A 25,339-nucleotide genomic window follows, 5' to 3' on the forward strand; every position below is an offset into this window, starting at 1 on the left:
GTCAGGTACCGGTGTCAGTTCCCCCAAGCGGTCGCGAGAGGGTGGGTGCGGGGGGCGCGAGCCCCCCGCAAGCTTTCTCAGTACTGCTCGGTCTCGACGAAACCGGCGTCCGCGTCGTCGTCGGCGCCGAAGGCGTCGGCGGCGGCGGTCGGGTCGAATCCGGGCGGGCTGTCCTTGAGGGCCAGGCCCATGCCGGCCAGCTTCGCCTTGACCTCGTCGATCGACTTCGCACCGAAGTTGCGGATGTCGAGCAGGTCGGCCTCGGAGCGGGCGACGAGCTCACCCACGGAGTGGATGCCCTCGCGCTTGAGGCAGTTGTACGACCGAACGGTGAGCTCGAGCTCCTCGATCGGCAGCGCCAGGTCGGCGGCCAGGGCCGCGTCCGTCGGCGAGGGGCCCATGTCGATGCCCTCGGCGTCGATGTTGAGCTCGCGGGCCAGACCGAACAGCTCGACCAGGGTCTTGCCGGCGGACGCCATGGCGTCACGCGGGCGCATGGCCTGCTTGGTCTCGACGTCGACGATGAGCTTGTCGAAGTCGGTGCGCTGCTCGACTCGGGTCGCCTCGACCTTGTAGGTGACCTTGAGGACCGGGCTGTAGATGGAGTCGATCGGGATGCGACCGATCTCCTGGCCCAGCTGCTTGTTCTGGACGGCGGAGACGTAGCCGCGACCGCGCTCGACGGTCAGCTCCATCTCCAGCTTGCCCTTGCCGTTGAGCGTGGCGAGGACCAGGTCCGGGTTGTGCACCTCGACACCGGCCGGGGGCGCGATGTCGGCGGCGGTGACCAGGCCGGGACCCTGCTTGCGCAGGTACATCACGACCGGCTCGTCGTGCTCCGAGGAGACGACCAGCTGCTTGATGTTCAGGATGATGTCGGTGACGTCTTCCTTCACACCCGGCACGGTCGTGAACTCGTGCAGGACGCCGTCCACGCGGATGCTGGTGACAGCGGCACCCGGGATCGAGGACAGGAGCGTACGGCGCAGGGAGTTGCCGAGGGTGTAGCCGAAGCCCGGCTCCAGCGGCTCGATCACGAACCGCGAGCGGTACTCGTCGACGACCTCTTCGGTCAGCGAAGGACGCTGAGCGATAAGCATGTCTGTGTTCCTTCATTCGTGGACGCCCACTATTTGACGCCCGACGGGATGCCGTACCGGAGTACGGCTACTGCAAGGGTACGGGCGGCACGGCCCCCGAAGGGGTCGTACCGCCCGGACACTCAAGAACGCACAGGTGCGTCCGCTGCGTCAGACGCGGCGGCGCTTCGGCGGGCGGCAGCCGTTGTGCGGGGTGGGGGTGACGTCCTGGATCGAGCCGACCTCGAGGCCGGTGGCCTGCAGGGAGCGGATCGCGGTCTCGCGGCCGGAGCCCGGACCCTTCACGAAGACGTCGACCTTGCGCATGCCGTGCTCCTGCGCGCGGCGGGCGGCCGACTCGGCGGCCATCTGCGCGGCGAAGGGGGTGGACTTGCGCGAGCCCTTGAAACCGACGTGGCCGGCGGAGGCCCAGGAGATCACGTTGCCGGACGGGTCCGTGATCGAAACGATGGTGTTGTTGAACGTGCTCTTGATGTGGGCGTGCCCGTGAGCGACGTTCTTCTTTTCCTTGCGGCGCACCTTCTTGGCAGCGCCCTGACGACCCTTGGGGGGCATCTAAATCTCCTACGGGAGGTGGTCGGTCCTACAGCGCAAGACCGCTGAACAGGACTACTTCTTGCCCGGCTTCTTCTTACCGGCGATCGCGCGACGCGGGCCCTTGCGGGTACGCGCGTTGGTGCTGGTGCGCTGACCGTGCACCGGGAGGCCGCGACGGTGGCGGATACCCTGGTAGCACTGGATCTCGATCTTGCGGCGGATGTCGCCCTGGATCTCGCGGCGGAGGTCACCCTCGGTACGGAGGTTGGCGTCCACGTACTCGCGGATCTTGACGAGGTCCTCTTCGGCCAGGTCACGAACGCGGGTGTTCGGGTTCACGCCGGTGGAGGCGAGGATCTCCTTGGACCGGGTGCGCCCGATACCGAAGACGTAGGTGAGTGCGATCTCCACGCGCTTTTCGCGCGGGATGTCAACACCGGAAACGCGTGCCATGCAATGGCTCCTGTGTGTTCGGGGGTCTTCCGCAGAACCGATCCCGACCGCCGACCGCCCGAGTGGGTGGTGGTACGTCCGGGTCCCCGGCCCCCGCCGGAGGTGCCGCCGGCCCCCTGAAGGGCTGGGCGGGTTCTGCGTATGTACGTTTTTTCTTACGTCGCGCGAAGAACTGCGGAAGGCAGGTCGGTCGGCGTGCGTCAGCCCTGGCGCTGCTTGTGGCGCAGGTTGTCGCAGATGACCATGACCCGGCCGTGACGGCGGATCACCTTGCACTTGTCGCAGATCTTCTTGACGCTCGGCTTGACCTTCATGTTGGTGAGGTTCTCCGGGTCAGTGCCACCACCCGCACCGGGACGAATGCCCAGGCAGGAGTGAGAGCAAGATCTACTTGTATCGGTAGACGATCCGGCCACGCGTCAGGTCGTACGGAGACAGCTCCACAACGACCCGGTCATCAGGGAGGATGCGGATGTAGTGCATACGCATCTTGCCGCTGATGTGCGCGAGGACCTTGTGACCGTTCTGGAGTTCCACCTTGAACATGGCGTTCGGGAGGGACTCGATCACGGTGCCCTCGATTTCGATGGCACCTTGCTTCTTGGCCACGCTTCGCCTTTCGAATCGGCTACCTTGATCGGCTTCGCGCTTCGCCATGCAGACATGGATGTGCACGAGAGCCGACGAGTCAGTCTACGTCAGGGCACCCAGAAAGACGAATCCGGAAAGTTTGCCCCAGAGTCTAGATCATTAACCGAGCGGGTCCGGGGCCGTGGTGACCCCGTACTCCGCCAGCTTCGCCTTGCCGCAGTCCGGGCTGGTCAGGACGATCGGGCCGTCCTCCGTCAGGGCGATGGAGTGCTCCCAGTGCGAGGACCAGGTGCCGTCCGTGGTGATGACCGTCCAGTCGTCGGACAGCACCTCCGTCTGGGCGGTGCCCAGGGAGACCATCGGCTCGATCGCCAGGCAGAGGCCCGGGACCAGCTTGATCCCCTTGCCCCGCTTGCGCGAGACGTAGTTCAGCAGGTGGGGGTCCATGTGCATCTCGGACCCGATGCCGTGGCCGCCGTAGTCCTCGATGATCCCGAACTTGCCGAGGCTGTGCTCACCGGTGGAGGGGCGGGGCTGGCGCTTGATGTACGACTCGATCGCCTTCGAGATGTCCACGAGGCGGTTGCCGAGCTTCATGGCGGCGATACCGGCCCACATGGACTCCTCGGTCACCCGGGACAGCTCGACCAGCTCCGGAGCGTGACCGGTGCCCACGAAGGCCGTGTAGGCGGCGTCACCGTGCCAGCCGTCCACGATCGCGCCGGCGTCGATCGAGATGATGTCGCCGTCCTTGAGGACGGTCTTGTCGTCGGGGATGCCGTGGACTACGACCTCGTTGACCGAGGTGCAGATCGTCGCGGGGAAGCCGCCGTATCCGAGGAAGTTCGACTTCGCTCCGGCGTCGGCGATCACCTTGCGGGCCACCATGTCCAGATCCCGGGTCGTGGCGCCCGGCACCGCGGCCTCACGGGTCGCCGCGTGGATCGCGGCGACGACCAGCCCAGCCTCGCGCATCTTCGCGATCTGCTCGGGGGTCTTGATCTGAACCATGAAACGGACCTTCCACCTTCGGAACCTGGACTTCTCAACAGTACGGCCGCGATGCCCTGGGGACATCGCGGCCGTACCTGCACTGCAAGGGAACTACTTCTTCAGGGCGTCCATGGCGCGCTGGGTGATCTCCTGCACCTCGCCGAGGGCGGAGATGGTGACCAGCAGGCCCTGCTCCTTGTAGTAGTCGATGATCGGCTCGGTCTGCGTGTGGTAGACCTCAAGCCGGTTGCGGACCGTCGACTCGGAGTCGTCGTCGCGCTGGTACAGCTCGCCGCCGCAGGTGTCGCAGACGCCCTCGGTCTTCGGCGCCGCGTACGTGACGTGGAAGACGTGCGCGGAGTCGTTGCGGCAGATCCGGCGACCGGCGATGCGCTTGACGACCTCGTCCTCCTCGACCTCCAGGTCGAGGACGGCGTCCAGCTTCATGCCCTCGGCCTGCAGCATGACGTCGAGCGCCTCGGCCTGCGAGACGTTGCGCGGGAACCCGTCGAGCAGGAAGCCGTTCACGGCGTCCGGCTGCTCCATCCGGTCCTTGGCCATGCCGATGGTGACGGAGTCCGGGACGAGCTGGCCTGCGTCCATGTACGACTTGGCGCTCTTGCCGAGCTCGGTGCCCTGGCTGATGTTGGCCCGGAACAGGTCGCCCGTGGAGATGTGCGGGATGGACAGGTTCTTGGCAAGGAACGCGGCCTGCGTTCCCTTGCCGGCACCGGGCGGTCCGACGAGGACGATTCGCATCAGCGGAGGAACCCTTCGTAATTACGCTGCTGGAGCTGGCTCTCGATCTGCTTCACGGTTTCCAGACCCACACCCACGATGATCAGGATGCTCGTTCCCCCGAAGGGGAAGTTCTGGTTCGCTCCGAAGCCGGCCAACGCCATCGTCGGCACAAGAGCGATGAGACCCAGGTACAGCGACCCCGGCCAGGTGATCCGGTTGAGCACGTAGCTCAGGTACTCGGCAGTGGGTCGACCCGCACGGATACCCGGGATGAACCCACCATACTTCTTCATGTTGTCTGCAACTTCCTCGGGGTTGAAGGAAATCGCCACGTAGAAGAACGCGAAGAAGACAATCAGGAGGAAGTACGCCGCGATGTAGTACGGGTGGTCGCCCTTGACGAAGTGCTTCTGGATCCAGGTGGCCCAGCCCGCCTGGGATCCGCTGAACTGAACGATCAGCGCGGGGATGTAGAGCAGCGACGAGGCGAAGATGACGGGAATCACACCCGCCTGGTTCACCTTGAGCGGGATGTAGGTCGAGGTACCGCCGTACGCGCGGCGACCGATCATGCGCTTCGCGTACTGGACCGGGATCCGGCGCTGGGCCTGCTCGACGAAGACCACCAGGGCCACCATCGCGAGGCCGACGAGGATCACGACACCGAACTCGACCCAGCCGTCGGCGATCTTGCCCTGGAGCTTGATCTGCCAGAGGGCGCCGATGAAGCCGGCGGCGATCGAGATGAACATGAGGATCGACATGCCGTTGCCGATGCCGCGGTCGGTGACGAGCTCACCGAGCCACATGACGACACAGGTGCCGGCGGTCATCGTGATGACCATGACGATCGTGGTGAAGATGGACCGGTCCGGGACGATCTGGCTGGCGACCTGGCAACCCTGGAACAGGGCGCCGGTGCGGGCGGTGGCGACGAGGCCGGTGCCCTGCAGGATCGCGAGTGCGACCGTCAGATAGCGCGTGTACTGGGTGATCTTCGCGGTGCCGGACTGTCCCTCTTTCTTGAGGTTCTCCAGCTTCGGGATGACCACGGTCAGCAGCTGCAGGATGATGCTCGCCGTGATGTACGGCATGATGCCGAGCGCAAAGATCGTGATCTGCAGCAGCGCGCCACCGCTGAACATGTTGACGAGACCGAACAGCCCATTGCTGCTGCCGGCCTGCTCAACGCAGATCTGTACGTTCTTGTAGCTCACGCCGGGTACCGGGATGTGGGACCCGAGCCGGAACAGCACGATGATGCCGAGCGTGAAGAGCAGCTTCTTGCGCAGGTCGGGCGTCTTGAACGCCCGGGCGAACGCGGTGAGCACGGTGCCTCCTGCGACCCCCGCGCTACTGCGTCAGAGGTGACGGTCTGAGGGATCGACGTATACGACAAAGCAAAGGTGCACGCCACCTTACCGGCGAGTGTGCCCCCCGTGGAACGACCAACCGGGGATGCCCCATATGTGAGGCATCCCCGGTCGGGTTTCGAGCTATTTAGTCACTTGATCGTCTTAGACGAGCTCGGTGACAGAGCCGCCGGCAGCGGCAATCTTCTCCTTGGCGGAGGCGGAAACGGCGTCAACCGAAACCGTCAGCGCCACGGAGATCTCGCCCTGGCCCAGGACCTTGACGAGGCTGTTCTTGCGAACCGCGCCCTTGGCGACCAGGTCGGCCACCGTGACCTCTCCACCCTCGGGGTAGAGGGCACCGAGCTTGTCCAGGTTGACAACCTGGAACTCGGTGCGGAACGGGTTCTTGAAGCCCTTGAGCTTCGGCAGGCGCATGTGGAGGGGCATCTGCCCACCCTCGAAGCGCTGCGGGATCTGGTAACGGGCCTTCTGGCCCTTCGTACCACGACCGGCCGTCTTACCCTTCGACGCCTCACCACGACCGACACGGGTCTTCGCGGTCTTGGCGCCGGGGGCGGGACGGAGGTTGTGGGCCTTCAGCGGGCTGTTCTCAGCCATGATTAGTCAACCTCCTCAACCGTCACGAGGTGGCGGACGGTGTGAACCATTCCGCGGAACTCGGGGCGGTCCTCCTTGACGACGACGTCGTTCAGGCGCTTGAGCCCGAGCGAACGCAGCGTGTCGCGGTGGTTCTGCTTGCTGCCGATGTACGACTTCGTCTGCGTGATCTTGAGGCGAGCCATTACGCACCCGCCCCGGCACGCGCACGAAGCAGAGCCGCGGGGGCGACGTCCTCGAGGGGCAGACCACGGCGAGCCGCGATCTCCTCGGGACGCTGCAGGCCCTGGAGGGCCGCCACGGTCGCGTGCACGATGTTGATCGCGTTGTCGGAGCCGAGCGACTTCGACAGGATGTCGTGAACGCCGGCGCACTCCAGAACGGCGCGCACCGGGCCACCGGCGATAACACCGGTACCGGGGGAAGCAGGCTTCAGCAGGACAACGCCGGCCGCCTTCTCGCCCTGGATCGGGTGCGGGATGGTGCCCTGGATGCGGGGAACCTTGAAGAAGTTCTTCTTGGCTTCCTCGACGCCCTTGGCGATGGCCGCGGGAACTTCCTTGGCCTTGCCGTAACCGACACCTACGGTGCCGTCACCGTCACCCACCACGACGAGCGCGGTGAAGCTGAAGCGACGACCACCCTTGACAACCTTGGCGACACGGTTGATCGCGACAACGCGCTCAACGTAAGCGGTCTTCTCGGCGGCAGGGCCACCGTCGCGACCCTTCCGGTCCCGCCGCTCGCCGCCACCGGCACCGCTTCCGCGGCGCTGGGGTCCAGCCATTGGATTACCTCTCTCTGTTACGTCCGTGAGTCCCGGAACCGGGGCTTAGAACTTCAGCCCGGCTTCGCGGGCGGCGTCAGCCAGAGCGGCAATGCGCCCGGCGTATCGGTTGCCACCGCGGTCGAACACGACGGTCTCGACACCCGCGGCCTTGGCACGCTCGGCGACGAGCGCGCCGACAGCCTGGGCCTGCGAGCTCTTGTCGCCTTCGCCACCGCGGATCGAAGCGTCCAGGGTCGACGCGGACGCCAGGGTGTGGCCCTGGAGGTCGTCGATGACCTGAGCAACGATGTTGCGGTTCGAACGCGTCACGACGAGGCGCGGACGCTCCGCCGTACCCGAGACGTTCTTGCGGATGCGGATGTGGCGGCGAGCCTTGGCAGCGCGCTTGTACGCGTCGCCCTTGGCGATCTTCACACCGTATGCCATGGCTACTTACCAGCCTTTCCGACCTTGCGGCGGATGACCTCGCCGGCGTACTTGACACCCTTGGCCTTGTACGGGTCGGGCTTCCGCAGCTTGCGGATGTTGGCGGCGACCTCGCCGACCTTCTGCTTGTCGATGCCCTCGACCGAGAACTTGGTGGGCGACTCGACCTTGAAGGAGATGCCCTCGGGCGCCTCGATCAGGATCGGGTGGCTGTAACCAAGCTGGAACTCCAGAGCGGAGCCCTTCGCGGCGACGCGGTAACCGACACCGCTGATCTCGAGAGCCTTGACGTATCCCGTGGTCACACCGGTGATCATGTTCGCCACCAGCGTGCGGGACAGGCCGTGCAGGGCCTTGTTCTGACGCTCGTCGTTCGGGCGGATGACGTTCAGAACGCCGTCCTCACCCTTGGCGACAGCGATGGGCGCAGCGACGGTGTGCGAGAGGGAACCCTTGGGGCCCTTCACCGCGACCGTACGGCCATCGATGGTGACGTCCACGCCGGCGGGAACCGGGATGGGGAGCTTGCCGATACGAGACATAGCTTTTCCTCCGTTCCCGACTACCAGACGTAGGCGAGGACTTCCCCACCCACGCCCTTCTTGCCTGCCTGCTGACCGGTCAGGAGACCGTGGGACGTGGAGATGATCGCCACGCCCAGGCCGCCGAGGACCTTCGGCAGGTTGGTGGACTTCGCGTACACGCGCAGACCGGGCTTCGAGATCCGCTTGATGCCCGCGATGGAGCGCTCACGGTTCGGCCCGAACTTCAGCTCGAGGACGAGGTTCTTGCCGACCTCGGCGTCCTCGACCTTCCAGCCGGTGATGAAACCCTCCTGCTTGAGGATCTCTGCGATGTGCGACTTGATCTTGCTGTGCGGCATCACGACGGAGTCGTGGTACGCCGAGTTAGCGTTACGCAGACGCGTGAGCATGTCTGCGATCGGGTCAGTCATGGTCATGAAGTGGCCTTCGGCCTCTCTCGCCGGGGTTTCCTGTATGCGCCATCCCTCTCCCCACTCAGTGGCGGGACGGGTGCGGTGCGGGGACCTACGGCGTAGTAAGTCGATAGGGCGGCGGACGCCCAACCCCACAAGCCTACGGCATGCGGGCAGGGCGGTCCGCCGACCTGATGCTTACCGAGAGCGTCTGGAAAACCTCAACACCCAAAGGGTGAAGGGGCTACCAGGAGCTCTTGGTCACGCCCGGCAGCTCGCCACGGTGAGCCATCTCACGAAGGCAGACGCGGCACAGGCCGAACTTGCGGTACACGGAGTGGGGACGACCGCAGCGCTGGCAGCGGGTGTACGCACGCACACCGAACTTGGGCTTGCGGGCAGCCTTCGCGATGAGAGCCTTCTTCGCCATCTCGCTTACGCCTCCTTGAAGGGGAAGCCGAGGTGACGGAGGAGCGCGCGGCCCTCAGCGTCGTTGGTCGCCGTGGTGACCACGGTGATGTCCATACCCCGGGTACGGTCGATCTTGTCCTGGTCGATCTCGTGGAACATGACCTGCTCCGTGAGACCGAAGGTGTAGTTGCCACGGCCGTCGAACTGCTTCGGCGACAGACCACGGAAGTCGCGGATACGCGGCAGCGCGAGCGACAGCGTACGGTCCAGGAACTCCCACATGCGGTCACCGCGGAGGGTGACGTGGCAGCCGATCGGCTGACCCTCGCGCAGCTTGAACTGCGCGATGGACTTGCGGGCCTTCGTGACGGCCGGCTTCTGACCGGTGATCGTCGTCAGGTCGCGGATGGCACCGTCGATCAGCTTCGAGTCACGGGCGGCGTCGCCGACACCCATGTTCACGACGATCTTGACGAGGCCGGGGATCTGCATGACGTTCTCGTAGGAGAACTCCTCACGCAGCTTGCCCGCGATGTCCTCGCGGTACTTCGTCTTCAGACGCGGAGTGGTAGCCATCAGATGTCCTCACCCGTGCGCTTGGCAACGCGGATCTTGTTGCCTTCGTCGTCGAAGCGGTAACCGACGCGGGTGACGACCTTCTTGCCGTCCTTCTCCACGACCAGCTGCACGTTGCTCACGTGGACCGGGGCCTCGGTGATGACGATGCCACCGGCCTGGTTCTGCGCGGCCTTGGTGTGCTTCTTGACCCGGTTGACACCCTCGACGAGGACACGGTTGTCGGCGGGGAAGGCGACGATGACCTTGCCCTGCTTGCCCTTGTCCTTACCGGTGATGACCTGGACCAGGTCGCCCTTCTTGATCTTCATGCTTACAGCACCTCCGGCGCGAGCGAGATGATCTTCATGAACTTCTTCTCGCGCAGCTCACGGCCCACCGGGCCGAAGATACGGGTGCCGCGAGGGTCGCCGTCGTTCTTCAGAATGACGGCGGCGTTCTCGTCAAAGCGGATGTACGAGCCGTCCTGGCGGCGACGCTCCTTGACGGTGCGAACGATGACCGCCTTGACGACGTCACCCTTCTTCACGTTGCCACCGGGGATCGCGTCCTTGACGGTGGCGACGATGACGTCACCGATGCCCGCGTAGCGGCGACCGGAACCACCGAGAACACGGATGCAAAGGATTTCCTTGGCACCAGTGTTGTCGGCGATACGCAGTCGCGACTCCTGCTGGATCACGTGTATCTCCTGTTTGTCTGCCGGTTCCCGGCGGGGGCCTCACTCCGAAGAGCTACCGCCCCCACCGAGCCTGGCGGAACGAACCTGAGGGAAACCCCTCAGATAATTACTTGGCCTTCTCGAGGATCTCGACGATGCGCCAGCGCTTGCTCGCCGACAGCGGACGCGTCTCCATGATGAGGACGCGGTCGCCGACGCCGGCAGCGTTCTGCTCGTCGTGCGCCTTGAGCTTGTTCGTACGGCGGATGACCTTGCCGTACAGCGCGTGCTTCACGCGGTCCTCGACGGCGACGACGACGGTCTTGTCCATCTTGTCGCTGACGACCAGACCCTCACGGGTCTTGCGGAAACCGCGCTCGGTCTTCTCAGTCACGTTGTTCTCGCTCATCAGGCGCTCTCCACCGTCTCGATACCGAGCTCACGCTCGTGCATCAGGGTGTAGATGCGAGCGATGTCCTTACGGACGGACTTGAGCCGGCCGTTGTTCTCCAGCTGACCGGTGGCCGCCTGGAAACGGAGCTTGAACAGCTCCTCCTTGGCCTCGCGCAGCTTGGCAACGAGCTCCTCGTTGCCGAGCTCGCGGAGCTCGGACGCCTTGGTTCCCGTCGCCATCACGACTCACCTGCCTCGCGCTTGACGATGCGGCACTTCATCGGCAGCTTGTGGGCCGCACGAGTGAGAGCCTCACGCGCAATCTTCTCGTTCGGGTAGGACAGCTCGAACATGACCCGACCCGGGTGCACGTTCGCGATCCACCACTCCGGGGAACCCTTACCGGAACCCATGCGGGTCTCGGCGGGCTTCTTCGTGAGCGGACGGTCCGGGTAGATGTTGATCCAGACCTTGCCGCCACGCTTGATGTGACGGGTCATCGCGATACGAGCGGACTCGATCTGACGGTTCGTCACGTAGGCGGGGGTAAGCGCCTGGATGCCGTACTCGCCGAACGAGACCTCAGTACCGCCCTTGGCCATACCGCTGCGCTTCGGGTGGTGCTGCTTGCGGTGCTTGACCCTACGAGGGATCAGCATGACGGTCAGGCCTCCGTTCCGGTGCTCTCGGCCGGAGCGGCGGCGGGAGCCTCGGCCTTGGGGGCCTCGGCACCAGCAGCCTGCTGCGGCTTGCGGCCACCACGGCCGCCGCGCTCGCCACCACGGCCACCACGGCCGGCGGGACGGTCGCCAGCGCCGGCGCCACGGGCCGGGCGGTTACCCGCACGGGCCGCAGCGTTCTCGGCGCGAACCTCGGCGATGTTCTTGACGTCGCCCTTGTAGATCCAGACCTTCACACCGATACGGCCGAAGGTGGTCTTGGCCTCGAAGAAGCCGTAGTCCACGTTCGCGCGCAGCGTGTGCAGCGGCACACGACCCTCGCGGTAGAACTCGGAGCGGGACATCTCGGCGCCGCCGAGGCGACCGCCGCACTGGATCTTGATGCCCTTGGCGCCGGCCTTCATGGTGCCCTGCATGCTCTTGCGCATGGCACGACGGAAGGAGACGCGGGAGGAGAGCTGCTCGGCAACGGCCTGGGCAACCAGCTGAGCGTCGAGCTCGGGGTTCTTGACCTCGAGGATGTTCAGCTGGACCTGCTTGCCCGTGAGCTTCTCGAGGTCACCGCGGATGCGGTCGGCCTCGGCGCCACGGCGGCCGATGACGATGCCCGGACGAGCGGTGTGGATGTCCACACGCACGCGGTCACGGGTGCGCTCGATCTCAACCTTCGAGATGCCGGCGCGCTCCATGCCGGACGTCATCATCCGACGGATGGCGACGTCTTCCTTGACGTAGTCCTTGTACAGCTTGTCGGCGTACCAACGCGACTTGAAGTCGGTGGTGATGCCGAGTCGGAACCCGTGCGGGTTTACCTTCTGGCCCATTACCGGGAACCTTCCTTGCTGCTGACGACCACGGTGATGTGGCTGGTCCGCTTGCGGATCCGGTAGGCACGGCCCTGGGCACGCGGACGGAACCGCTTCAGGGTCGGGCCCTCGTCCACGTACGCCTCGCTGATGACCAGCGTGGAGGCGTCCGGGTGGTTGTAGTTGTGTGCGGCGTTGGCAATGGCGCTGTCCAGCACCTTGCCGACCGGCACGCTCGCGGCCTGCGGGGCGAAACGCAGGACCGCCTGAGCCTCCGTGGCATCCATGCCACGGATAAGGTCCACCACGCGGCGGGCCTTCATGGGCGTGACGCGGATGTACCGCGCCTGGGCCCTGGCTTCCATGGTTGTCCCTTCGGTGTAAGTCATAGTCGTAACCACCCCGCCTTTAGCGGCGCTTCGACTTCCGGTCGTCCTTGACGTGGCCGCGGAAGGTGCGAGTCGGCGAGAACTCGCCGAGCTTGTGGCCGACCATCGACTCGGTGACGAACACCGGGACGTGGGTCTTGCCGTTGTGCACCGCGATGGTGTGACCCAGCATGCTGGGGATGATCATCGAGCGACGGGACCAGGTCTTGATGACGTTCTTGGTGCCGGCTTCGTTCTGGACGTCCACCTTCTTTACGAGGTGGTCGTCGACGAAGGGCCCCTTCTTGAGACTGCGCGGCATCTAAACCCGCTCCTAGCGCTTCTTGTTCGTCTTGCGGCGGCGGACGATGTACTTGCTCGAAGCCTTCTTCGGCGAGCGAGTACGACCCTCCTTCTGACCCCACGGGGAGACCGGGTGGCGACCACCACTGGTCTTGCCCTCACCACCACCGTGCGGGTGGTCAACCGGGTTCATCGCGACACCGCGGACGGACGGGCGAACGCCCTTCCAGCGCATGCGGCCGGCCTTGCCCCAGTTGATGTTCGACTGCTCGGCGTTGCCGACCTCGCCGACCGTGGCGCGGCAGCGCGCGTCGACGAGACGGATCTCACCGGACGGCATGCGGAGGTGGGCCATGACGCCCTCCTTCGCCAGCAGCTGCACGGAGGCACCGGCCGAACGCGCGAACTTGGCGCCGCCACCGGGACGGAGCTCGATCGCGTGGATCGTGGTACCGACCGGGATGTTGCGGAGCGCGAGGTTGTTACCGGGCTTGATGTCGGCCGTGGGGCCGTTCTCAATCCGGTCACCCTGCTTCAGGCTCTTCGGCGCGATGATGTAGCGCTTCTCGCCGTCGGCGTAGTGCAGGAGCGCGATGCGCGCGGTGCGGTTGGGGTCGTACTCGATGTGCGCGACCTTGGCCGGCACGCCGTCCTTGTCGTGACGACGGAAGTCGATCACGCGGTAGGCGCGCTTGTGTCCGCCACCCTGGTGGCGAACGGTGATCCGGCCGGTGTTGTTACGGCCGCCCTTGCTGTGCAGAGGGCGAACCAGCGACTTCTCCGGCGTGGACCGCGTGATCTCGACAAAGTCGGCGACGCTGGAGCCACGACGGCCCGGGGTCGTCGGCTTGTACTTGCGGATACCCATTTCTCAGTCCTCGTCCGATTCCGGACGACTAGACCTCCGTTAGGAGGCCTGGCCGCCGAAGATGTCGATACGGTCGCCCTCAGCGAGGGTCACGATGGCGCGCTTGGTGTCAGCGCGCTTGCCGAAACCGGTCTTGGTGCGCTTGCGCTTACCCTGACGGTTGATCGTGTTGACCCCGGTGACCTTGACCCCGAAGACCGCTTCCACGGCCTGCTTGATCTGGGTCTTGTTGGAGCCGGGCGCGACGATGAACGTGTACTTGTTCTCGTCCAGCAGCGCGTAGCTCTTCTCCGAGACGACCGGCTTGATCAGCAGGTCGCGCGGGTCAGTGAAGGTCTTGCTGGTAACGGTCGCCTCAGACATCAGGCGTCGCTCCCTTCGGTCTCATCGGCCTTGGGGCCAGACACGAAGGACTCGAAAGCGGCCTGAGTGAAGACCACGTCGTCAGAGACGATCACGTCGTACGTGTTCAGCTGGCCCGGCTCCAGGATGTGAACCTGGGGCAGGTTGCGGGCGGACAGCCACGAGGCCTCTTCGCTGCGGTCGACGACCAGGAGCAGGTTCTTGCGCTCCGAGATCTTGCCGAACAGCGTCTTGGCGGCCTTGGTGGAGGCGGCACCCTCGACCACGCCGGTGACGACGTGGATGCGGGAGTGACGCGCACGGTCCGAGAGGGCACCGCGGAGGGCGGCGGCCTTCATCTTCTTCGGGGTCCGCTGCGAGTAGTCACGCGGCTGCGGGCCGTGGACGACGCCACCGCCGGCGAACTGCGGAGCGCGGGTCGAACCCTGACGGGCGCGGCCGGTGCCCTTCTGGCGGTACGGCTTGCGGCCACCACCACGGACTTCGCCACGGGTCTTGGTCTTGTGCGTGCCCTGACGGGCAGCAGCCAGCTGAGCGACGACGACCTGGTGGATCAGCGGAACGCTGGTCTTCGCGTCGAAGATCTCCGCGGGGAGCTCGACGGTACCGGCCTTGTCGCCTGCCGGCGAAAGGATGTCAATGGTGCTCATTACCTCAAGCCCCCTTGGCCGCGGTACGGACCAGGACGAGGCCGCCGTTCGGACCGGGGACCGCACCCTTGATGAGGAGCAGACCCTTCTCCGCGTCAACCGCGTGGATGGTCAGGTTCTGGGTGGTGACGCGCTCGTTACCCATGCGACCGGCCATGCGCATGCCCTTGAAGACACGCCCAGGGGTGGCGCAGCCACCGATCGAACCGGGGGAGCGGTGCTTGCGCTGCACACCGTGACCGGCGCCGAGGCCCCGGAAGTTGTGCCGCTTCATGACACCGGCGAAGCCCTTGCCCTTGCTGTTGCCCGTGACGTCAACCTTGACGCCGGACTCGAACACCTCGGCAGTGATCTCCTGGCCGAGCGTGTACTCGCTGGCGTCGGAGGTGCGGAGCTCCACCAGGTGGCGGCGCGGGGTGACGTCGGCCTTGGCGAAGTGGCCCTTGAGGGGCTTGTTCACCTTGCGCGGGTCGATCTCGCCGAAGGCGATCTGGACCGACTCGTAGCCGTCGATGTCGTTCGTACGGACCTGGGTAACGACGCAAGGTCCGGCCTTGACCACGGTGACCGGGACGACACGGTTGTTCTCGTCCCAGACCTGGGTCATGCCGAGCTTCTCGCCCAGGACGCCCTTGATCTGCTTTGCCATCTTCTCGACGCCTCTCAGAGCTTGATCTCGATGTCGACGCCGGCCGGAAGGTCCAGGCGCATCAGCGAGTCAACGGTCTTGGGCGTCGGGTCGAGGATGTCGATCAGGCGCTTGTGCGTGCGCATCTCGAAGTGCTCGCGCGAGTCCTTGTACTTGTGCGGCGACTTGATGACGCAGTACACGTTCTTCTCAGTGGGCAGCGGCACCGGGCCCGCGACCGACGCACCAGTGCGGGTCACCGTCTCGACGATCTTCTTCGCCGAGGAGTCGATGACCTCGTGGTCGTAGGCCTTGAGCCGGATGCGGATCTTCTGTCCCGCCATGGCTACTCCGTAGTCCTGTCTCTATGTGGAACGCTCTGGCCCTCGATCGGCTGCGGGACTTGATTCCCGCGGCTTCTCTCCGACCCACGCGGTCGGGCGTGTCGCACACCCTCTACAGAAAATTCCCATACGGAAATTCCCTCGTCCAAGGGGGTGCGGTCCCTGTGACCGCGTTTCGGGGGAGAAACACCCACCGAGCGCCTGGTGTGCACCGTGCTGACACTTCCCAGAAGATTCCCGTACGTCCGCCCTCATTGCTGCCCCGAGAGGCAGATTAAGGACGACGAGTACTGTGGGACTCGCTTCCGGTCCTCCCGGCGGGAGGCGCGCAGCATCGGCACTCAGCCGAGCAACTTGAGTAGTCTGCCATACGAGGCACGTACCTGGCCAATCGGGCCGAAGAGAATACCCCGCCACGCGTACGCGTCAAACTACGCCGCGCGACGGGGCACCTGGTCAGGACCGGGACAGCGTCCCGCAGCCCTCCTGGCTGTCGGCGCCGATGGCCTTGCTCCTGTCGTACGGGTCCACGGGCGTCCCGGAAGGCGCCGGTCCGCTGCCGGGCGGGTCCAAGGGGAACGACGGGTGCACGTGGCCGTCGTACCGGTCACAGGCGCTGTTGCCGATGTCGCGCTGGTAGTGCGTGAGCATCAGCCGGCCGGGAGTCCCCTTCCATTTGCTCAGGTCGGCGATGGAGAAGGTGGCTTCGCGCCGCACGATGGTCCGCGCGACCTCCTCCGGGTCCCCCTTGGTCCTCACGAAGGGGTGGACGAACGAGTAGTCCACCTTGATGTCGGCCATCCCGGGCTTCTGCCCCTCCTCCACCCACATCCGGCCCCGCACCTTGACCACGTCACCCACGGGCTTCAGCTCAGCCGGGTCGTACCGGGTGAAGAGGTCCAGCGGGTCCCGCTCCCGCGACGGCTGGGCGTAGGAGTCGTCCAGCTGCTTCATCAGGTCCTCCTGCTGGGGGTCCAGCAGCTTCAGCGCCGCCTCCGGACGTTCGCCACGCAGGGTCGCGGGATCCAGGTTGGCCGCGGTCAGGAACTGCTTCGCCTTCGCCAGCGCGTCCGCGACCTGCTCCTTGGTGAACCCTCCGACGGCCGTGGCCTCCGGCACCTCGATCCCGGCGGCGCCGTCGGCCCACTGGAGCGCCGGGGAGCCGCGGAAAGGTTCCTTCAGGGTCGGGCGGTCGGGGTCCGCCGAGGCCGGCGGGGCGGTCGGGCGGCCGGTCTCCGCGGCGAGCGGGCCGGCTTTCCCGGCCTCCTCCCGGGCCTGCGACTTGCCCGTGATCCGGTCGATCACCAACTCCGGCCGTACGACGATCAGCGCGACCCCCGCGATGACGGCGACGGCCAGTACGGCCTTCAGCCGCCGCCCGCGCCTGCCGCGCCCCCGCATCTCCTGCCACGCCGGGCCGGTGCGCCAGCCCGGCGGGTCCTGCTGGTTCCGCAGCCGCTCGGTCACCATCCGAGCCCGCGCGGACGGCTCCTGCGGCGCGTTGCCCTCCCCCGCCGCGGCCTGCTCCACGAACCGGGCCCACTCCTCGTCGGAGGGGCTCCTCCCGGCTCGCCCTTCATCGTCGTTCCTGCTCATTCCCCACCCTGTCCGTGAGCGTGCGAGAGGCTCCACACCTTGCGGTGCGGAGCCTCTCACCTGCTAATTCATCGCATTAGATCACTTGCTGAAGTACCCGGTGATGTCCGCGAGGAGATCCACGGAACCGGAGTTGTTGTAGAAGGTGACCTTCCCGTCGACCACGGGGACGATCACCAGGTTGGGGATCGTCCGGCCGGCGGTGAAGTTCAGGTTCGACACCGTGGGGCGGGGGGCCGTCGCGTCTCCCGGGTAGACCGACACGTAGCCGGCCTGCGTCGGGTTCGTCGCCGTCACGTTCAGCACGACGGCCGTGACCCCGGCGGGCAGGGCGCCTTCGGCGCCCGTGAGCTGGAGGGTGACGGTGGAGCCGCCCGCGACCGGCTTCTGCGGGACGCCCAGGCCGTCACGGGTGTCCATGAGGCGCTTGGGGCCGATGTTGGTCTGCGTCGATCCCGCGGTGCTGTCCGAGAAGTAGCCGGTGATGTCGGCGATCAGGTCGACGGTGCCCGAGTGGTTGTAGAAGCTGACCTTGCCGTCGACCACGGGGACGATCACCAGGTTGGGGATCGTCTGGCCGGCGGTGAAGTTCAGGTTCGAGGCGTTGGGGCGCGGCGCGCCCGTGCCGCCCGGGTAGACCGACACGAAGCCGGCCTGCGTCGGGTTGGTCGCCGTCACGTTCAGGACGACGGCCTTGGCCCCGGCGACGGGGACGTCGAGGCTGATCGCGGTGCCGCCGGCCACCTTCTGGCGGGGGACACCAAGGCCTTCACGGGTGTCCATCAGACGGGTCGGGCCGTAGCTGCTCTGCGTGGCGCCCTCGCCGCTCGACGTGAAGTAGCCGGTGATGTCGGCTATGAGGTCGACGCCCCCCGAGTGGTTGTAGAAGCTGACCTTGCCGTCCGCGACCGGGACGACCACCAGGTTGGGGATCGTCTGGCCGGCGGTGAAGTTCAGGTTCGACGCGTTGGGGCGCGGCGCGGAGGCGTCACCCGGGTAGACCGACACGAAGCCCGCCTGCGTCGGGTTGGTCGCCGTCACGTTCAGGACGACCGCGGTCACGTCCTTCATCTCCGGGCCGGTGACCGGGAGGGTGATCGCACCGCCGCCGGGCACCTGGCCCGTGCGCACGCCGAGGCCTTCGCGGGTGTCCATGAGGCGCTTGGGGGTGACGGGGACGAACTTGATGTCCCTGGCCGCGCCCGCCACGACGGTGACCGGGAGGCTGGTGGCCACCTTGCCGTTCAGGGTGGTCGCCCGGACCTGGAGGTCGTGGTTGCCGAGGGCCAGCGGCGGCGTCGAGGCGGTGGTCGCCTTGCCCGCGTCCGCGACCACGGCCCCGTCGACGAGCAGCTCGTACTTGGTGATCTGGGCGGGTGCCGTGGTGGTCGTCCAGGAGAGGGACACCGGTCCGACGGTGGTCTCCAGGGGGGTGCCCGGCTTCGGCGGCGCGCTGTTCACCGTGGCGATCCTGAGCCCGGCGGCGGGGCCGGCCGCGCGGATCGTGCCCAGCTGCGGGTAGAGCGAGTTGCCCGGGCACTGGGTGTTGAAGCCGTCCCGGTGGCCCGAGAGCGACTTGAACTCGTACGACTCGCCCTTGGTGAACTTGGTGCCGGAGAAGTTGGTCTGGGTGTCGCCCGCGACCAGTGTCGTCGTGCCGTTGACGTCCCCGCCGTACTGGCCGAGCTTGTACGAGGCGATCCTGGCGACGGCGTCGAGCGCGGCGGGCGAGGCCCCCTCGTTCGTGTAGTCGCCGAGGACGGCGACGCCCGCCGACTCGGCGTTCCAGCCGTAGGTGTGCGCGCCGTTGACGGGCTGGTCGACGCCGCCCTGGCGGCCCTCGAAGATCGTGCCGCACTTGTCGACGAGGAAGTTGTAGCCGAGGTCCCGCCAGCCGTTGGTCTGCACGTGGAAGACGTGCAGACCGCGGACGACGGCCGCGGACTCGCTGCACTCGTAGGGCGCGCCCGTGGTGTGGTGGACGAAGACCGCCTTGACCTTGCCTCCGGGGAGGTAGATCGGGCCCTCGTTGTTCAGGGACTCGTCCGCGCCCCAGGCGACGCGCGAGACCACGTCGGGCTTGGGCGCGGTGGAGTCGGGGCCGGGGACCGACGGCGGAACGGTGGGCGGGTCGGTGGGCACCGGGTCCGCGGCCGGGAGGGCGAAGGCGGCGGGGGCGGCGGCGAGGTCGCCCTTCTTCTTCGGCTTCGCGGCGCCCGGGTCGACGAGGTTCAGTTCCATCCCCGCGGGGAGCTCCGCGGTGCCGCCGCCCACCCGGACCTCGGCGCCGTCGGAGGGGCCGACCCAGACGGGCTCGGTGGCGCCGTGCAGCCCGGGGCGCTTGCCGTCGAGGCCGGGCTTGGCCACCTCCAGAGTGATCCACTTCGACCACCTACCGGTCTCCGCGTCCCGGGTGCGGGCCTCGATGGTGCCCTTGACCTGCGCGGAAGGGTCCTTCCAGGAAACGCCGAGGAGCCCGAAGGGCTTGGTCTCCTGCTGCGAGAGGACGGCCTTCCCGGTCCCCTTCGGCTTGAGCGCCAGTTTGTGGAGCTTGCCCTCGACGGGCGCCTTCGCCTTGCCGGTGGCCCGGTAGCGCGCGCCGGCGTTCTCGTCCGGGGAGTCCGTGCCGAAGCCGTTGGCCGCTCCCTGGAAACCGAGCACCGCTACGACACCGAGCGCGGCGGCGATGGCCGTCCCGCGTACTCGTCCTGGTTTCAACGCGTTCCCCAACCCTTTGAGAGCCGTGCAGGTGCCACTTGCGAACGGCCGGATGCTACTGGCAGGGGGTGTCGGGGAGATCGGCGGGGTGCCGTGACCTGGGCGCTCGCGCCGCTTCGGGCGGCGTCGGGGTCAGCCGCGCCGCCAGACCACGTACTCGTTCTTGCCCTGGCGGACGTCCCGGTCGACGTGCCAGCCGGCCGGGGCGCCCCGCCAGCTGTCGGTGGCGGGGGCCTTCTTGTCGTAGAGGGCGAGCACGGCCACGTTGGCGTCGGCCGGAGGTGCGTCGTTCTTGAGCAGGAAGCGGGTCCAGACCCGACCGTCGAGCACCAGGTAGGACGCCGTCATCCGGATCTCCCACCGGACGTCGTCGTCCATGACCAGTCGGTCTCCCGGGCGGATGCCGGCCTTCTCGATGAATCCGGTGCCGTCGTCCAGCCGGTCCGCCACGAACTCCTTGTTGACGTGGTCGGTCACGGTGACGGTCGCGAAGGCGCCGAACGCCACCAGCAGCACGCCGACGGCGCCGGTGGCGAGCCCTGCCCGGCGGTCGCCGCCGAGCAGGCGCAGCAGCATCACCACGGCGAACACGGCCAAGGCGACCGCGGTGACGAGCGCCGCGTGGAAGCTGTCCCAGCCCTTCCCCACGAGGCTGGTGAGGAAGGTGGCGTCGGGCAGGCCCCACAGGACGAAGAACCACTCGCTCCACTGCTTGCTCGCCATGTGGAGCAGGGCCGCCGCGAGGGCCAGCGTGAGGCCGCCCCCGGCCACGCCGAGCGCGGCCGTCTTCTTCCACCCTCGGACGTGGTACAGCGCGGCCACCGCGGCGAGCAGGTACGCCGGGACCAACAGGGACAGGTAGCGGGCGTAGACGACGGTGTCGATGCGGTGGTCGTTGGGCAGGCCCGCGGACGCCGCCAGTGCGATGCCGCCCAGCAGCGCGACCATCAGGAAGGCCACCACACGGTTGGCCGGGGCGAAGCGCGCGCTGAGGATCGCGCAGACGCAGACCACCAGGGCCACCGCGCCCAGGCCCCAGGTGGACGTGATGAAGTACCAGAGGTGGCCGATCATCCGCATGACGGTGCGGCGCAGCAGGTGGGGGTTCCCGAGCGTCTCGAACACGGCGTTGCCGACCTGGCTCGGCGCGGCGCCGTCGATCTGGGAGATCATCCACGTGGTCATGAGCTGCTTGAGCACGAACATGACGGCCAGCAGGGCGAGCGCCGAGGCGGCGGCGATCCGCGGTGCCCGGCCGAGGACCAGCGCCACGAGCAGCACCAGACCCGTCAGGGCGACGATCACACCGCCGCGGTCGTGCGTGAGCAGGCAGTATCCGGCGGCGAAGGCACCCAGCAGGGCGAACAGGACGCGGCGCTTCTTGGTGCCCTCGGAGAACAGGCCGTGGACGCCGATCAGCCACGCCAGGATCAGGACCGGCAGCGGGGTGTCCGCCATCGCGTACTGCGAGTAGAAGACCACCGGCGGGACGACCGTCACCAGGGTGGCGCCGATGTACGAGACCGGCCTGGAGACGTTCAGCCGGCGCAGCCCCCAGTACGCCAGGGGCAGCACCAGGCAGCTGATCAGGGCGTTCGTGCCCATGACCAGGTGGTAGGCGAGGACCGGGTCCTGGGTGAGGCGCAGGGCCGGCGAGATGAGCAGGGAGTAGCCGGCGGGGATGACCTGGTCGTTGGGAATCGAGGTGGTCGGCCTGCCCGCCAGGATCCTGGCCATCACCAGGTACATCGACTCGTCCGGGTTGGCGGTCGGGAAGTCCTGCTTGGTGACCAGCGACAACCGGAACAGCACGTTGAGCACGTAGCCCAGGGCCAGCGCCGACGGCACCACGATCCGGGCTCGCCACCAACGCGTCGCCGGAGGGCTGTCCGCCGAGTGCTCCTCGGCGGGCAGGTCGCTCTCCGGGCCGGCGGGGGACAGGGGTGCCAGTCGTGTCATGACAGGTCAGACTTCCGTGAGGTGTCCGTTGGGTACCGGTGCGGCGGTGCGGCGCGGCACGGCGCCGCGCAGGGTCAGCAGCATCGTGCCGGCGGTGGCCAGAGAACCGATCGCGTAGGCCAGGCCCACGCGCAGCGCGATGTCGCCGGGGACCACCGTGATCCCGATGAGCACGACGGTGCCGAGCACCCAGCACACCAACTGGGCGCGGTGCTTGTGCAGCACCATCTGGGCCTGGCCGAGCACCATGGCGAGCATGTAGGCGGTCGTCCCGAGGGCGAACCACAGGAAGTCGACGTGGCCGAGTTGGCCGGGCGCGGCGCCGAACAGGACCTCGATCAGCCAGGGTCCGATCACCACGGCCGGCACACCGCCGACGGCGCCGAGACCGAGGACCACCGCGCACGCCTTGCGGAGCATCCGGGAGAAGCCCTGGTGGTCGCCGCCGGCCACCACGGTGGACAGACCGGAGAGCAGCGAGGCCTGCAGCGAGCCGAAGACGAACAGCGGCACGCGGGCCAGGACCAGGGCGCTGAGCAGGCCGGCGATCAGTTCGGTGCGGGTCGGTTCGAAGAGCTGGGTGCTCATCACCGCCGCGTTGACCACGACCTGGGCGAGCAGGGTGGAAGCGGTCAGCGGGCCGAGGCCGCGGACGAGCTCGCCGGTGGCGATCGGGCCGCCGGGCCGTGCCCCGCGCAGCGTCGGGGACAGCGTGACCAGCAGGGCGATGAACGGCGCCACGACGAGGATCAGGCTGAAGGCGAGCGCCGAGTGCAGTCCTGCGGCGGCGCAGGCGAAGGCCATCGCGATCCGCAGGCCGCCGTCCACCGCGAGCTGGGTCCCGTACGCGGTGAAGTGGCGGGTGCCGGCCAGGACGCCCCGGGTGAGGTAGCACAGGGCCATCGCGGCGAAGGCGGCGCCGAGCACGGCGACCAGTTGGCGGTCGCCCTGGAACAGCCGGTCCGCGATCGGCCCGGCGAAGAGGGCGAGCGCTCCGAGGACCACGGCGAGGATGCCGCCGGTGAGCAGCGCCGCCTTCCGGACCACCGGCGCGGCCCCCTCGTCGCGGACGGCGCGGGCGGCGACGATCCGGGTGAGCTCCTGCTCGATCGGGAAGAACAGGCCGATCCCGACGGACATCACCAGGGTCCACAGCACCGAGACCCCGGCCATGTGGGCCTTGGTGAGGCTGTGTCCGGCCACCGCGAGGTGGATGTAGGAGGCGGCGCCGAGCACAGCGGTGCCCCCCGCGACCATGGCGGTCCCGGGGGGCAGGGCCTTGAGCAGTTTCGAGATCGGGTTCATACAAGAGCTTTCATAGGCCGCACGCTCAGCGTGTGGCGTGGCGGAGCATGGCGCCGACACCGGGGCGACCGGCATGCTTGGCCGCTCCGGGCAGCAGTGTGAGTGCGTGCAGCCGTGAGGAGAGGTGCAGTCGGGAGACCTTGGCCGCGCGCGGCCAGCCGTGTCCGTCGAGGCGGTCGGCGGTCTCGACGAAGAAGCGCTTGGCTTCCTCGAAGCGGTGGCCGGTGTAGGCCTTCGCCGAGGACTCGCTCTCGGCGTGCCGGCGGTAGCTGAAGCAGACCTCCGGGGTGGTGGCCAGGGTCTCCCCCGCCACCAGCAGGTCCACGACGAGGGCGAGGTCCTGGATGACGCCCAGGTCCGTGCGGAAGCCGAAGCGCTTGACCGCTTCGGAGCGCCAGCAGATCGACGGGAAATACAGCCAGTTGCCGCGCAGCAGGCTGGTGGCGAGTTCCTCGCCACCGAGCAGGGCCCTGCCCGGGCCCTTGGGCGCGTACAGCTTGCGCTTGGTGCGGTCGCCCAGGGTGTCGTACGGCAGACCGTCGGAGCCGATCACCCGGACGCCCGGCTGGATCATCGCCGCGGTCGGCTCGCGGTCGGCGGCGGCGCGCACGACCTCCAGGTAGTTCGGGTGCATCAGGTCGTCGCAGCCCATGAGCACGAGGTACTCGTACTCGGCGAGCTCGACGCAGCGGTTGAAGTTGCCGGTGACGCCGAGGTTGCGCTCGTTGCGGAAGTACCTGACCCGGGGGTCCGCCAGCTCCTCGAACCACTCGGGGACGCCCGGCTCACGGCCGTCGTCGACGACGGTCAGGCGCCAGTCGTCGCCGCCCTGGACCAGGACGCTGCGGACCGCGTCCTGCATCAGCGCGACATCGCCGTAGTACGGCAGCAGGATCTCGAAACGCGACATTTTCTCCGCCTAGGCCTTGGTCAGCTCACGGTCGACCAGCTCGGCCGTGCGCTGCTGGAACGCCGCGTACGCCGGGGAACCGGGCGTGAACGCCTTGAGTTCCCCCGGCATCCGGCGGATCATCGCGAGCAGCAGCACGAGGCCGGCCCGGGTGAGGTAGACCATCGCCTTGAGCGGCGACGCGCTCGGGCGGCCGGTGGTGCGCTCCCGCATGGCCACGGGGATCTGGCGCACGGTGAAGCCGGAGCGGGCGGCGCCCACCATCGACTCGATGGTGTCGCCGAGGTACTCCACCGGGTACCAGCGGGCGAAGAACTCGATCAGGGGCCGGTTGCAGGCGCGGAAGCCCGAGGTGGTGTCGGTGAGCTTGGTCCGGGTGATCCGCGAGAGCACCACGGACAGCAGGGACATCGCCCACTTGCGCGGGCCGCGCACCGAGTAGTCGCCGGCGCCGGCGAACCGGGCGCCTATGACGAGGTCGGCGTCGCCGGCGGCGAGGCGCTCCAGGAGGGCCGGCACGTAGGCCGGGTCGTGCTGACCGTCGGCGTCCACCTGGATCGCCACGTCGTAGCCGTGCTGCTGCGCGTAGCGGTAGCCGAGCCGCATCGCGCCGCCGACACCGAGGTTGAAGGGCAGCTGGGCGACGGCGGAACCGGCCGCCCGGGCCACCTCGGCGGTGTCGTCCGCCGAGCCGTCGTCCACCACGAGGGTGTCGACGTAAGGCAGTTGCTGCTGGATCTCGCGCAGGACCGAGGGCAGGCCGTCCTGCTCGTTCCAGGCGGGAAGGATGATCAGAACGCGGCGGCCGTCGTTCACGATTTCACCTGTGCCTCGAAGGCGCCGGAATCCTCCGTGCGCGGCGACGTATTCGGGTAACCGCCCTGCTGGACGAGGTGCGCGCGGATCAACGCGACGTCCTCCGCGAGGGTCCGGGTCTCCGCTTCCAGCCGGCTGGTCTCCCAGCTGAGGTGCAGACTCACCATCAGGACCAGTACGAAGCCGACGAACAGCACCAGGCTCACACCGGAGGCGACACCGAGGGCCCTGGCCACCGGGTCCAGCAGGTCCGGGACGAATCCGAGCGGGGCGACCAGCAGTCCGATCGCGAGCCATATCGCCGCGTACTTCTCCCGCAGTTGCTGGCGGCGCAGCAGCTCGAGGATGTACCCCAGCACCAGAAGTCCGGTGATGGAGGTCAGAACGGAGAGTCGCACAGCCTACGGCGCCTTTCGGGCGAAGGGGCCAACATCTTTATAGGG

The 25,339-nt window shown here is 67.5% G+C and carries 36 protein-coding genes; all 36 read right to left on the minus strand.

Features of this window, described 5'->3' with window-relative positions; genetic code table 11:
• Positions 1-77: 77 nt before the first annotated feature.
• Complete coding sequence (locus tag ACFYYJ_RS23310) at positions 78-1,100, minus strand: DNA-directed RNA polymerase subunit alpha (RefSeq protein WP_008739666.1); 1,023 nt, start codon at positions 1,098-1,100, stop codon at positions 78-80.
• A gap of 150 nt (positions 1,101-1,250) precedes the next feature.
• Entirely contained in the window at positions 1,251-1,655 is a 405-nt protein-coding gene (rpsK, locus tag ACFYYJ_RS23315; protein WP_003956432.1) for a 30S ribosomal protein S11, read from the minus strand.
• 54 nt (positions 1,656-1,709) lie between these two features.
• Positions 1,710-2,090, minus strand: a complete 381-nt coding sequence (gene rpsM / locus ACFYYJ_RS23320) for a 30S ribosomal protein S13 (protein ID WP_007265919.1) — start codon at positions 2,088-2,090, stop codon at positions 1,710-1,712.
• Between the two features lie 200 nt (positions 2,091-2,290).
• On the minus strand, positions 2,291-2,404 hold the full coding sequence (gene rpmJ / locus ACFYYJ_RS23325; protein WP_003956441.1) for a 50S ribosomal protein L36: 114 nt from the start codon (positions 2,402-2,404) through the stop codon (positions 2,291-2,293).
• A 73-nt stretch (positions 2,405-2,477) separates the two neighbouring features.
• Entirely contained in the window at positions 2,478-2,699 is a 222-nt protein-coding gene (gene infA / locus ACFYYJ_RS23330; RefSeq protein WP_003956442.1) for a translation initiation factor IF-1, read from the minus strand.
• Positions 2,700-2,840: 141 nt separating this feature from the next.
• The gene (map, locus tag ACFYYJ_RS23335) at positions 2,841-3,692 is read right to left on the minus strand and encodes a type I methionyl aminopeptidase (protein ID WP_384585721.1); all 852 of its coding nucleotides are present in this window, start codon (positions 3,690-3,692) and stop codon (positions 2,841-2,843) included.
• A 93-nt stretch (positions 3,693-3,785) separates the two neighbouring features.
• Complete coding sequence (locus ACFYYJ_RS23340; protein ID WP_385126263.1) at positions 3,786-4,433, minus strand: adenylate kinase; 648 nt, start codon at positions 4,431-4,433, stop codon at positions 3,786-3,788.
• Positions 4,433-5,746, minus strand: coding sequence for a preprotein translocase subunit SecY (gene secY / locus ACFYYJ_RS23345; RefSeq protein WP_384745033.1), 1,314 nt, complete (start codon positions 5,744-5,746; stop codon positions 4,433-4,435). The genes ACFYYJ_RS23340 and secY overlap by 1 nt, the downstream gene beginning before the upstream one ends.
• A gap of 186 nt (positions 5,747-5,932) precedes the next feature.
• Complete coding sequence (rplO, locus tag ACFYYJ_RS23350) at positions 5,933-6,388, minus strand: 50S ribosomal protein L15 (protein ID WP_190183001.1); 456 nt, start codon at positions 6,386-6,388, stop codon at positions 5,933-5,935.
• Positions 6,389-6,390: 2 nt separating this feature from the next.
• Positions 6,391-6,573, minus strand: coding sequence for a 50S ribosomal protein L30 (gene rpmD / locus ACFYYJ_RS23355; protein ID WP_005313525.1), 183 nt, complete (start codon positions 6,571-6,573; stop codon positions 6,391-6,393).
• The gene (gene rpsE, locus ACFYYJ_RS23360) at positions 6,573-7,175 is read right to left on the minus strand and encodes a 30S ribosomal protein S5 (protein ID WP_030388857.1); all 603 of its coding nucleotides are present in this window, start codon (positions 7,173-7,175) and stop codon (positions 6,573-6,575) included. The genes rpmD and rpsE overlap by 1 nt, the downstream gene beginning before the upstream one ends.
• Before the next feature lie 45 nt (positions 7,176-7,220).
• Positions 7,221-7,604, minus strand: coding sequence for a 50S ribosomal protein L18 (gene rplR, locus ACFYYJ_RS23365; RefSeq protein WP_030008471.1), 384 nt, complete (start codon positions 7,602-7,604; stop codon positions 7,221-7,223).
• 2 nt (positions 7,605-7,606) lie between these two features.
• Positions 7,607-8,146: a 50S ribosomal protein L6 gene (gene rplF, locus ACFYYJ_RS23370; RefSeq protein ID WP_385126264.1), complete on the minus strand. Its 540-nt coding sequence runs from the start codon at positions 8,144-8,146 to the stop codon at positions 7,607-7,609.
• A gap of 20 nt (positions 8,147-8,166) precedes the next feature.
• A complete protein-coding gene (rpsH, locus tag ACFYYJ_RS23375) occupies positions 8,167-8,565 on the minus strand; it encodes a 30S ribosomal protein S8 (RefSeq protein ID WP_008739698.1) in 399 nt (132 codons plus the stop codon).
• A 220-nt stretch (positions 8,566-8,785) separates the two neighbouring features.
• The gene (locus tag ACFYYJ_RS23380; protein ID WP_003956452.1) at positions 8,786-8,971 is read right to left on the minus strand and encodes a type Z 30S ribosomal protein S14; all 186 of its coding nucleotides are present in this window, start codon (positions 8,969-8,971) and stop codon (positions 8,786-8,788) included.
• Positions 8,972-8,976: 5 nt separating this feature from the next.
• On the minus strand, positions 8,977-9,528 hold the full coding sequence (gene rplE, locus ACFYYJ_RS23385; RefSeq protein WP_030154702.1) for a 50S ribosomal protein L5: 552 nt from the start codon (positions 9,526-9,528) through the stop codon (positions 8,977-8,979).
• Positions 9,528-9,839 (minus strand): 50S ribosomal protein L24, encoded by a 312-nt coding sequence (rplX, locus tag ACFYYJ_RS23390; protein ID WP_030008468.1) that lies wholly within the window; start codon positions 9,837-9,839, stop codon positions 9,528-9,530. Before rplX ends, rplE begins: the two co-directional genes overlap by 1 nt.
• A 2-nt stretch (positions 9,840-9,841) precedes the next feature.
• On the minus strand, positions 9,842-10,210 hold the full coding sequence (gene rplN / locus ACFYYJ_RS23395) for a 50S ribosomal protein L14 (protein ID WP_008739701.1): 369 nt from the start codon (positions 10,208-10,210) through the stop codon (positions 9,842-9,844).
• Between the two features lie 106 nt (positions 10,211-10,316).
• Positions 10,317-10,598, minus strand: coding sequence for a 30S ribosomal protein S17 (gene rpsQ / locus ACFYYJ_RS23400; protein WP_030008467.1), 282 nt, complete (start codon positions 10,596-10,598; stop codon positions 10,317-10,319).
• Entirely contained in the window at positions 10,598-10,822 is a 225-nt protein-coding gene (gene rpmC, locus ACFYYJ_RS23405) for a 50S ribosomal protein L29 (protein WP_079429299.1), read from the minus strand. The genes rpsQ and rpmC overlap by 1 nt, the downstream gene beginning before the upstream one ends.
• On the minus strand, positions 10,822-11,241 hold the full coding sequence (gene rplP / locus ACFYYJ_RS23410; protein WP_150258780.1) for a 50S ribosomal protein L16: 420 nt from the start codon (positions 11,239-11,241) through the stop codon (positions 10,822-10,824). The genes rpmC and rplP overlap by 1 nt, the downstream gene beginning before the upstream one ends.
• Positions 11,242-11,246: 5 nt before the next feature.
• Positions 11,247-12,086, minus strand: coding sequence for a 30S ribosomal protein S3 (rpsC, locus tag ACFYYJ_RS23415; RefSeq protein WP_385126265.1), 840 nt, complete (start codon positions 12,084-12,086; stop codon positions 11,247-11,249).
• Complete coding sequence (gene rplV / locus ACFYYJ_RS23420) at positions 12,086-12,433, minus strand: 50S ribosomal protein L22 (RefSeq protein ID WP_007265904.1); 348 nt, start codon at positions 12,431-12,433, stop codon at positions 12,086-12,088. Before rplV ends, rpsC begins: the two co-directional genes overlap by 1 nt.
• A gap of 43 nt (positions 12,434-12,476) precedes the next feature.
• Entirely contained in the window at positions 12,477-12,758 is a 282-nt protein-coding gene (gene rpsS, locus ACFYYJ_RS23425; protein ID WP_008739713.1) for a 30S ribosomal protein S19, read from the minus strand.
• A gap of 12 nt (positions 12,759-12,770) precedes the next feature.
• Positions 12,771-13,607 carry a 50S ribosomal protein L2 gene (gene rplB / locus ACFYYJ_RS23430; RefSeq protein WP_031146577.1) on the minus strand — a complete coding sequence of 279 codons (837 nt, stop codon included), beginning with the start codon at positions 13,605-13,607 and terminating at the stop codon, positions 12,771-12,773.
• Positions 13,608-13,646: 39 nt separating this feature from the next.
• Positions 13,647-13,970 carry a 50S ribosomal protein L23 gene (rplW, locus tag ACFYYJ_RS23435; protein WP_030154694.1) on the minus strand — a complete coding sequence of 108 codons (324 nt, stop codon included), beginning with the start codon at positions 13,968-13,970 and terminating at the stop codon, positions 13,647-13,649.
• On the minus strand, positions 13,970-14,620 hold the full coding sequence (rplD, locus tag ACFYYJ_RS23440) for a 50S ribosomal protein L4 (RefSeq protein WP_376660051.1): 651 nt from the start codon (positions 14,618-14,620) through the stop codon (positions 13,970-13,972). Before rplD ends, rplW begins: the two co-directional genes overlap by 1 nt.
• 4 nt (positions 14,621-14,624) lie before the next feature.
• Positions 14,625-15,269, minus strand: coding sequence for a 50S ribosomal protein L3 (gene rplC / locus ACFYYJ_RS23445; protein WP_007265899.1), 645 nt, complete (start codon positions 15,267-15,269; stop codon positions 14,625-14,627).
• Positions 15,270-15,283: 14 nt separating this feature from the next.
• Positions 15,284-15,592: a 30S ribosomal protein S10 gene (gene rpsJ / locus ACFYYJ_RS23450; RefSeq protein ID WP_003948644.1), complete on the minus strand. Its 309-nt coding sequence runs from the start codon at positions 15,590-15,592 to the stop codon at positions 15,284-15,286.
• A gap of 456 nt (positions 15,593-16,048) precedes the next feature.
• Positions 16,049-17,188 (minus strand): hypothetical protein, encoded by a 1,140-nt coding sequence (locus tag ACFYYJ_RS23455; protein ID WP_389135050.1) that lies wholly within the window; start codon positions 17,186-17,188, stop codon positions 16,049-16,051.
• A gap of 81 nt (positions 17,189-17,269) precedes the next feature.
• Positions 17,270-19,906, minus strand: a complete 2,637-nt coding sequence (locus ACFYYJ_RS23460; protein ID WP_389135053.1) for a peptidoglycan recognition protein — start codon at positions 19,904-19,906, stop codon at positions 17,270-17,272.
• Between the two features lie 132 nt (positions 19,907-20,038).
• Positions 20,039-21,865: a phospholipid carrier-dependent glycosyltransferase gene (locus tag ACFYYJ_RS23465; RefSeq protein ID WP_385126270.1), complete on the minus strand. Its 1,827-nt coding sequence runs from the start codon at positions 21,863-21,865 to the stop codon at positions 20,039-20,041.
• A gap of 6 nt (positions 21,866-21,871) precedes the next feature.
• Positions 21,872-23,170 carry a lipopolysaccharide biosynthesis protein gene (locus ACFYYJ_RS23470; RefSeq protein WP_385359103.1) on the minus strand — a complete coding sequence of 433 codons (1,299 nt, stop codon included), beginning with the start codon at positions 23,168-23,170 and terminating at the stop codon, positions 21,872-21,874.
• 25 nt (positions 23,171-23,195) lie between these two features.
• Positions 23,196-24,080: a glycosyltransferase family 2 protein gene (locus ACFYYJ_RS23475; protein WP_384585743.1), complete on the minus strand. Its 885-nt coding sequence runs from the start codon at positions 24,078-24,080 to the stop codon at positions 23,196-23,198.
• 9 nt (positions 24,081-24,089) lie between these two features.
• Positions 24,090-24,896 (minus strand): glycosyltransferase family 2 protein, encoded by an 807-nt coding sequence (locus ACFYYJ_RS23480; protein ID WP_385126274.1) that lies wholly within the window; start codon positions 24,894-24,896, stop codon positions 24,090-24,092.
• A complete protein-coding gene (locus ACFYYJ_RS23485) occupies positions 24,893-25,294 on the minus strand; it encodes a DUF2304 domain-containing protein (protein ID WP_384745019.1) in 402 nt (133 codons plus the stop codon). The genes ACFYYJ_RS23480 and ACFYYJ_RS23485 overlap by 4 nt, the downstream gene beginning before the upstream one ends.
• Between the last annotated feature and the right edge of the window lie 45 nt (positions 25,295-25,339).

This window comes from Streptomyces sp. NPDC002467, from assembly GCF_042889825.1.
Taxonomy (GTDB): domain Bacteria; phylum Actinomycetota; class Actinomycetes; order Streptomycetales; family Streptomycetaceae; genus Streptomyces.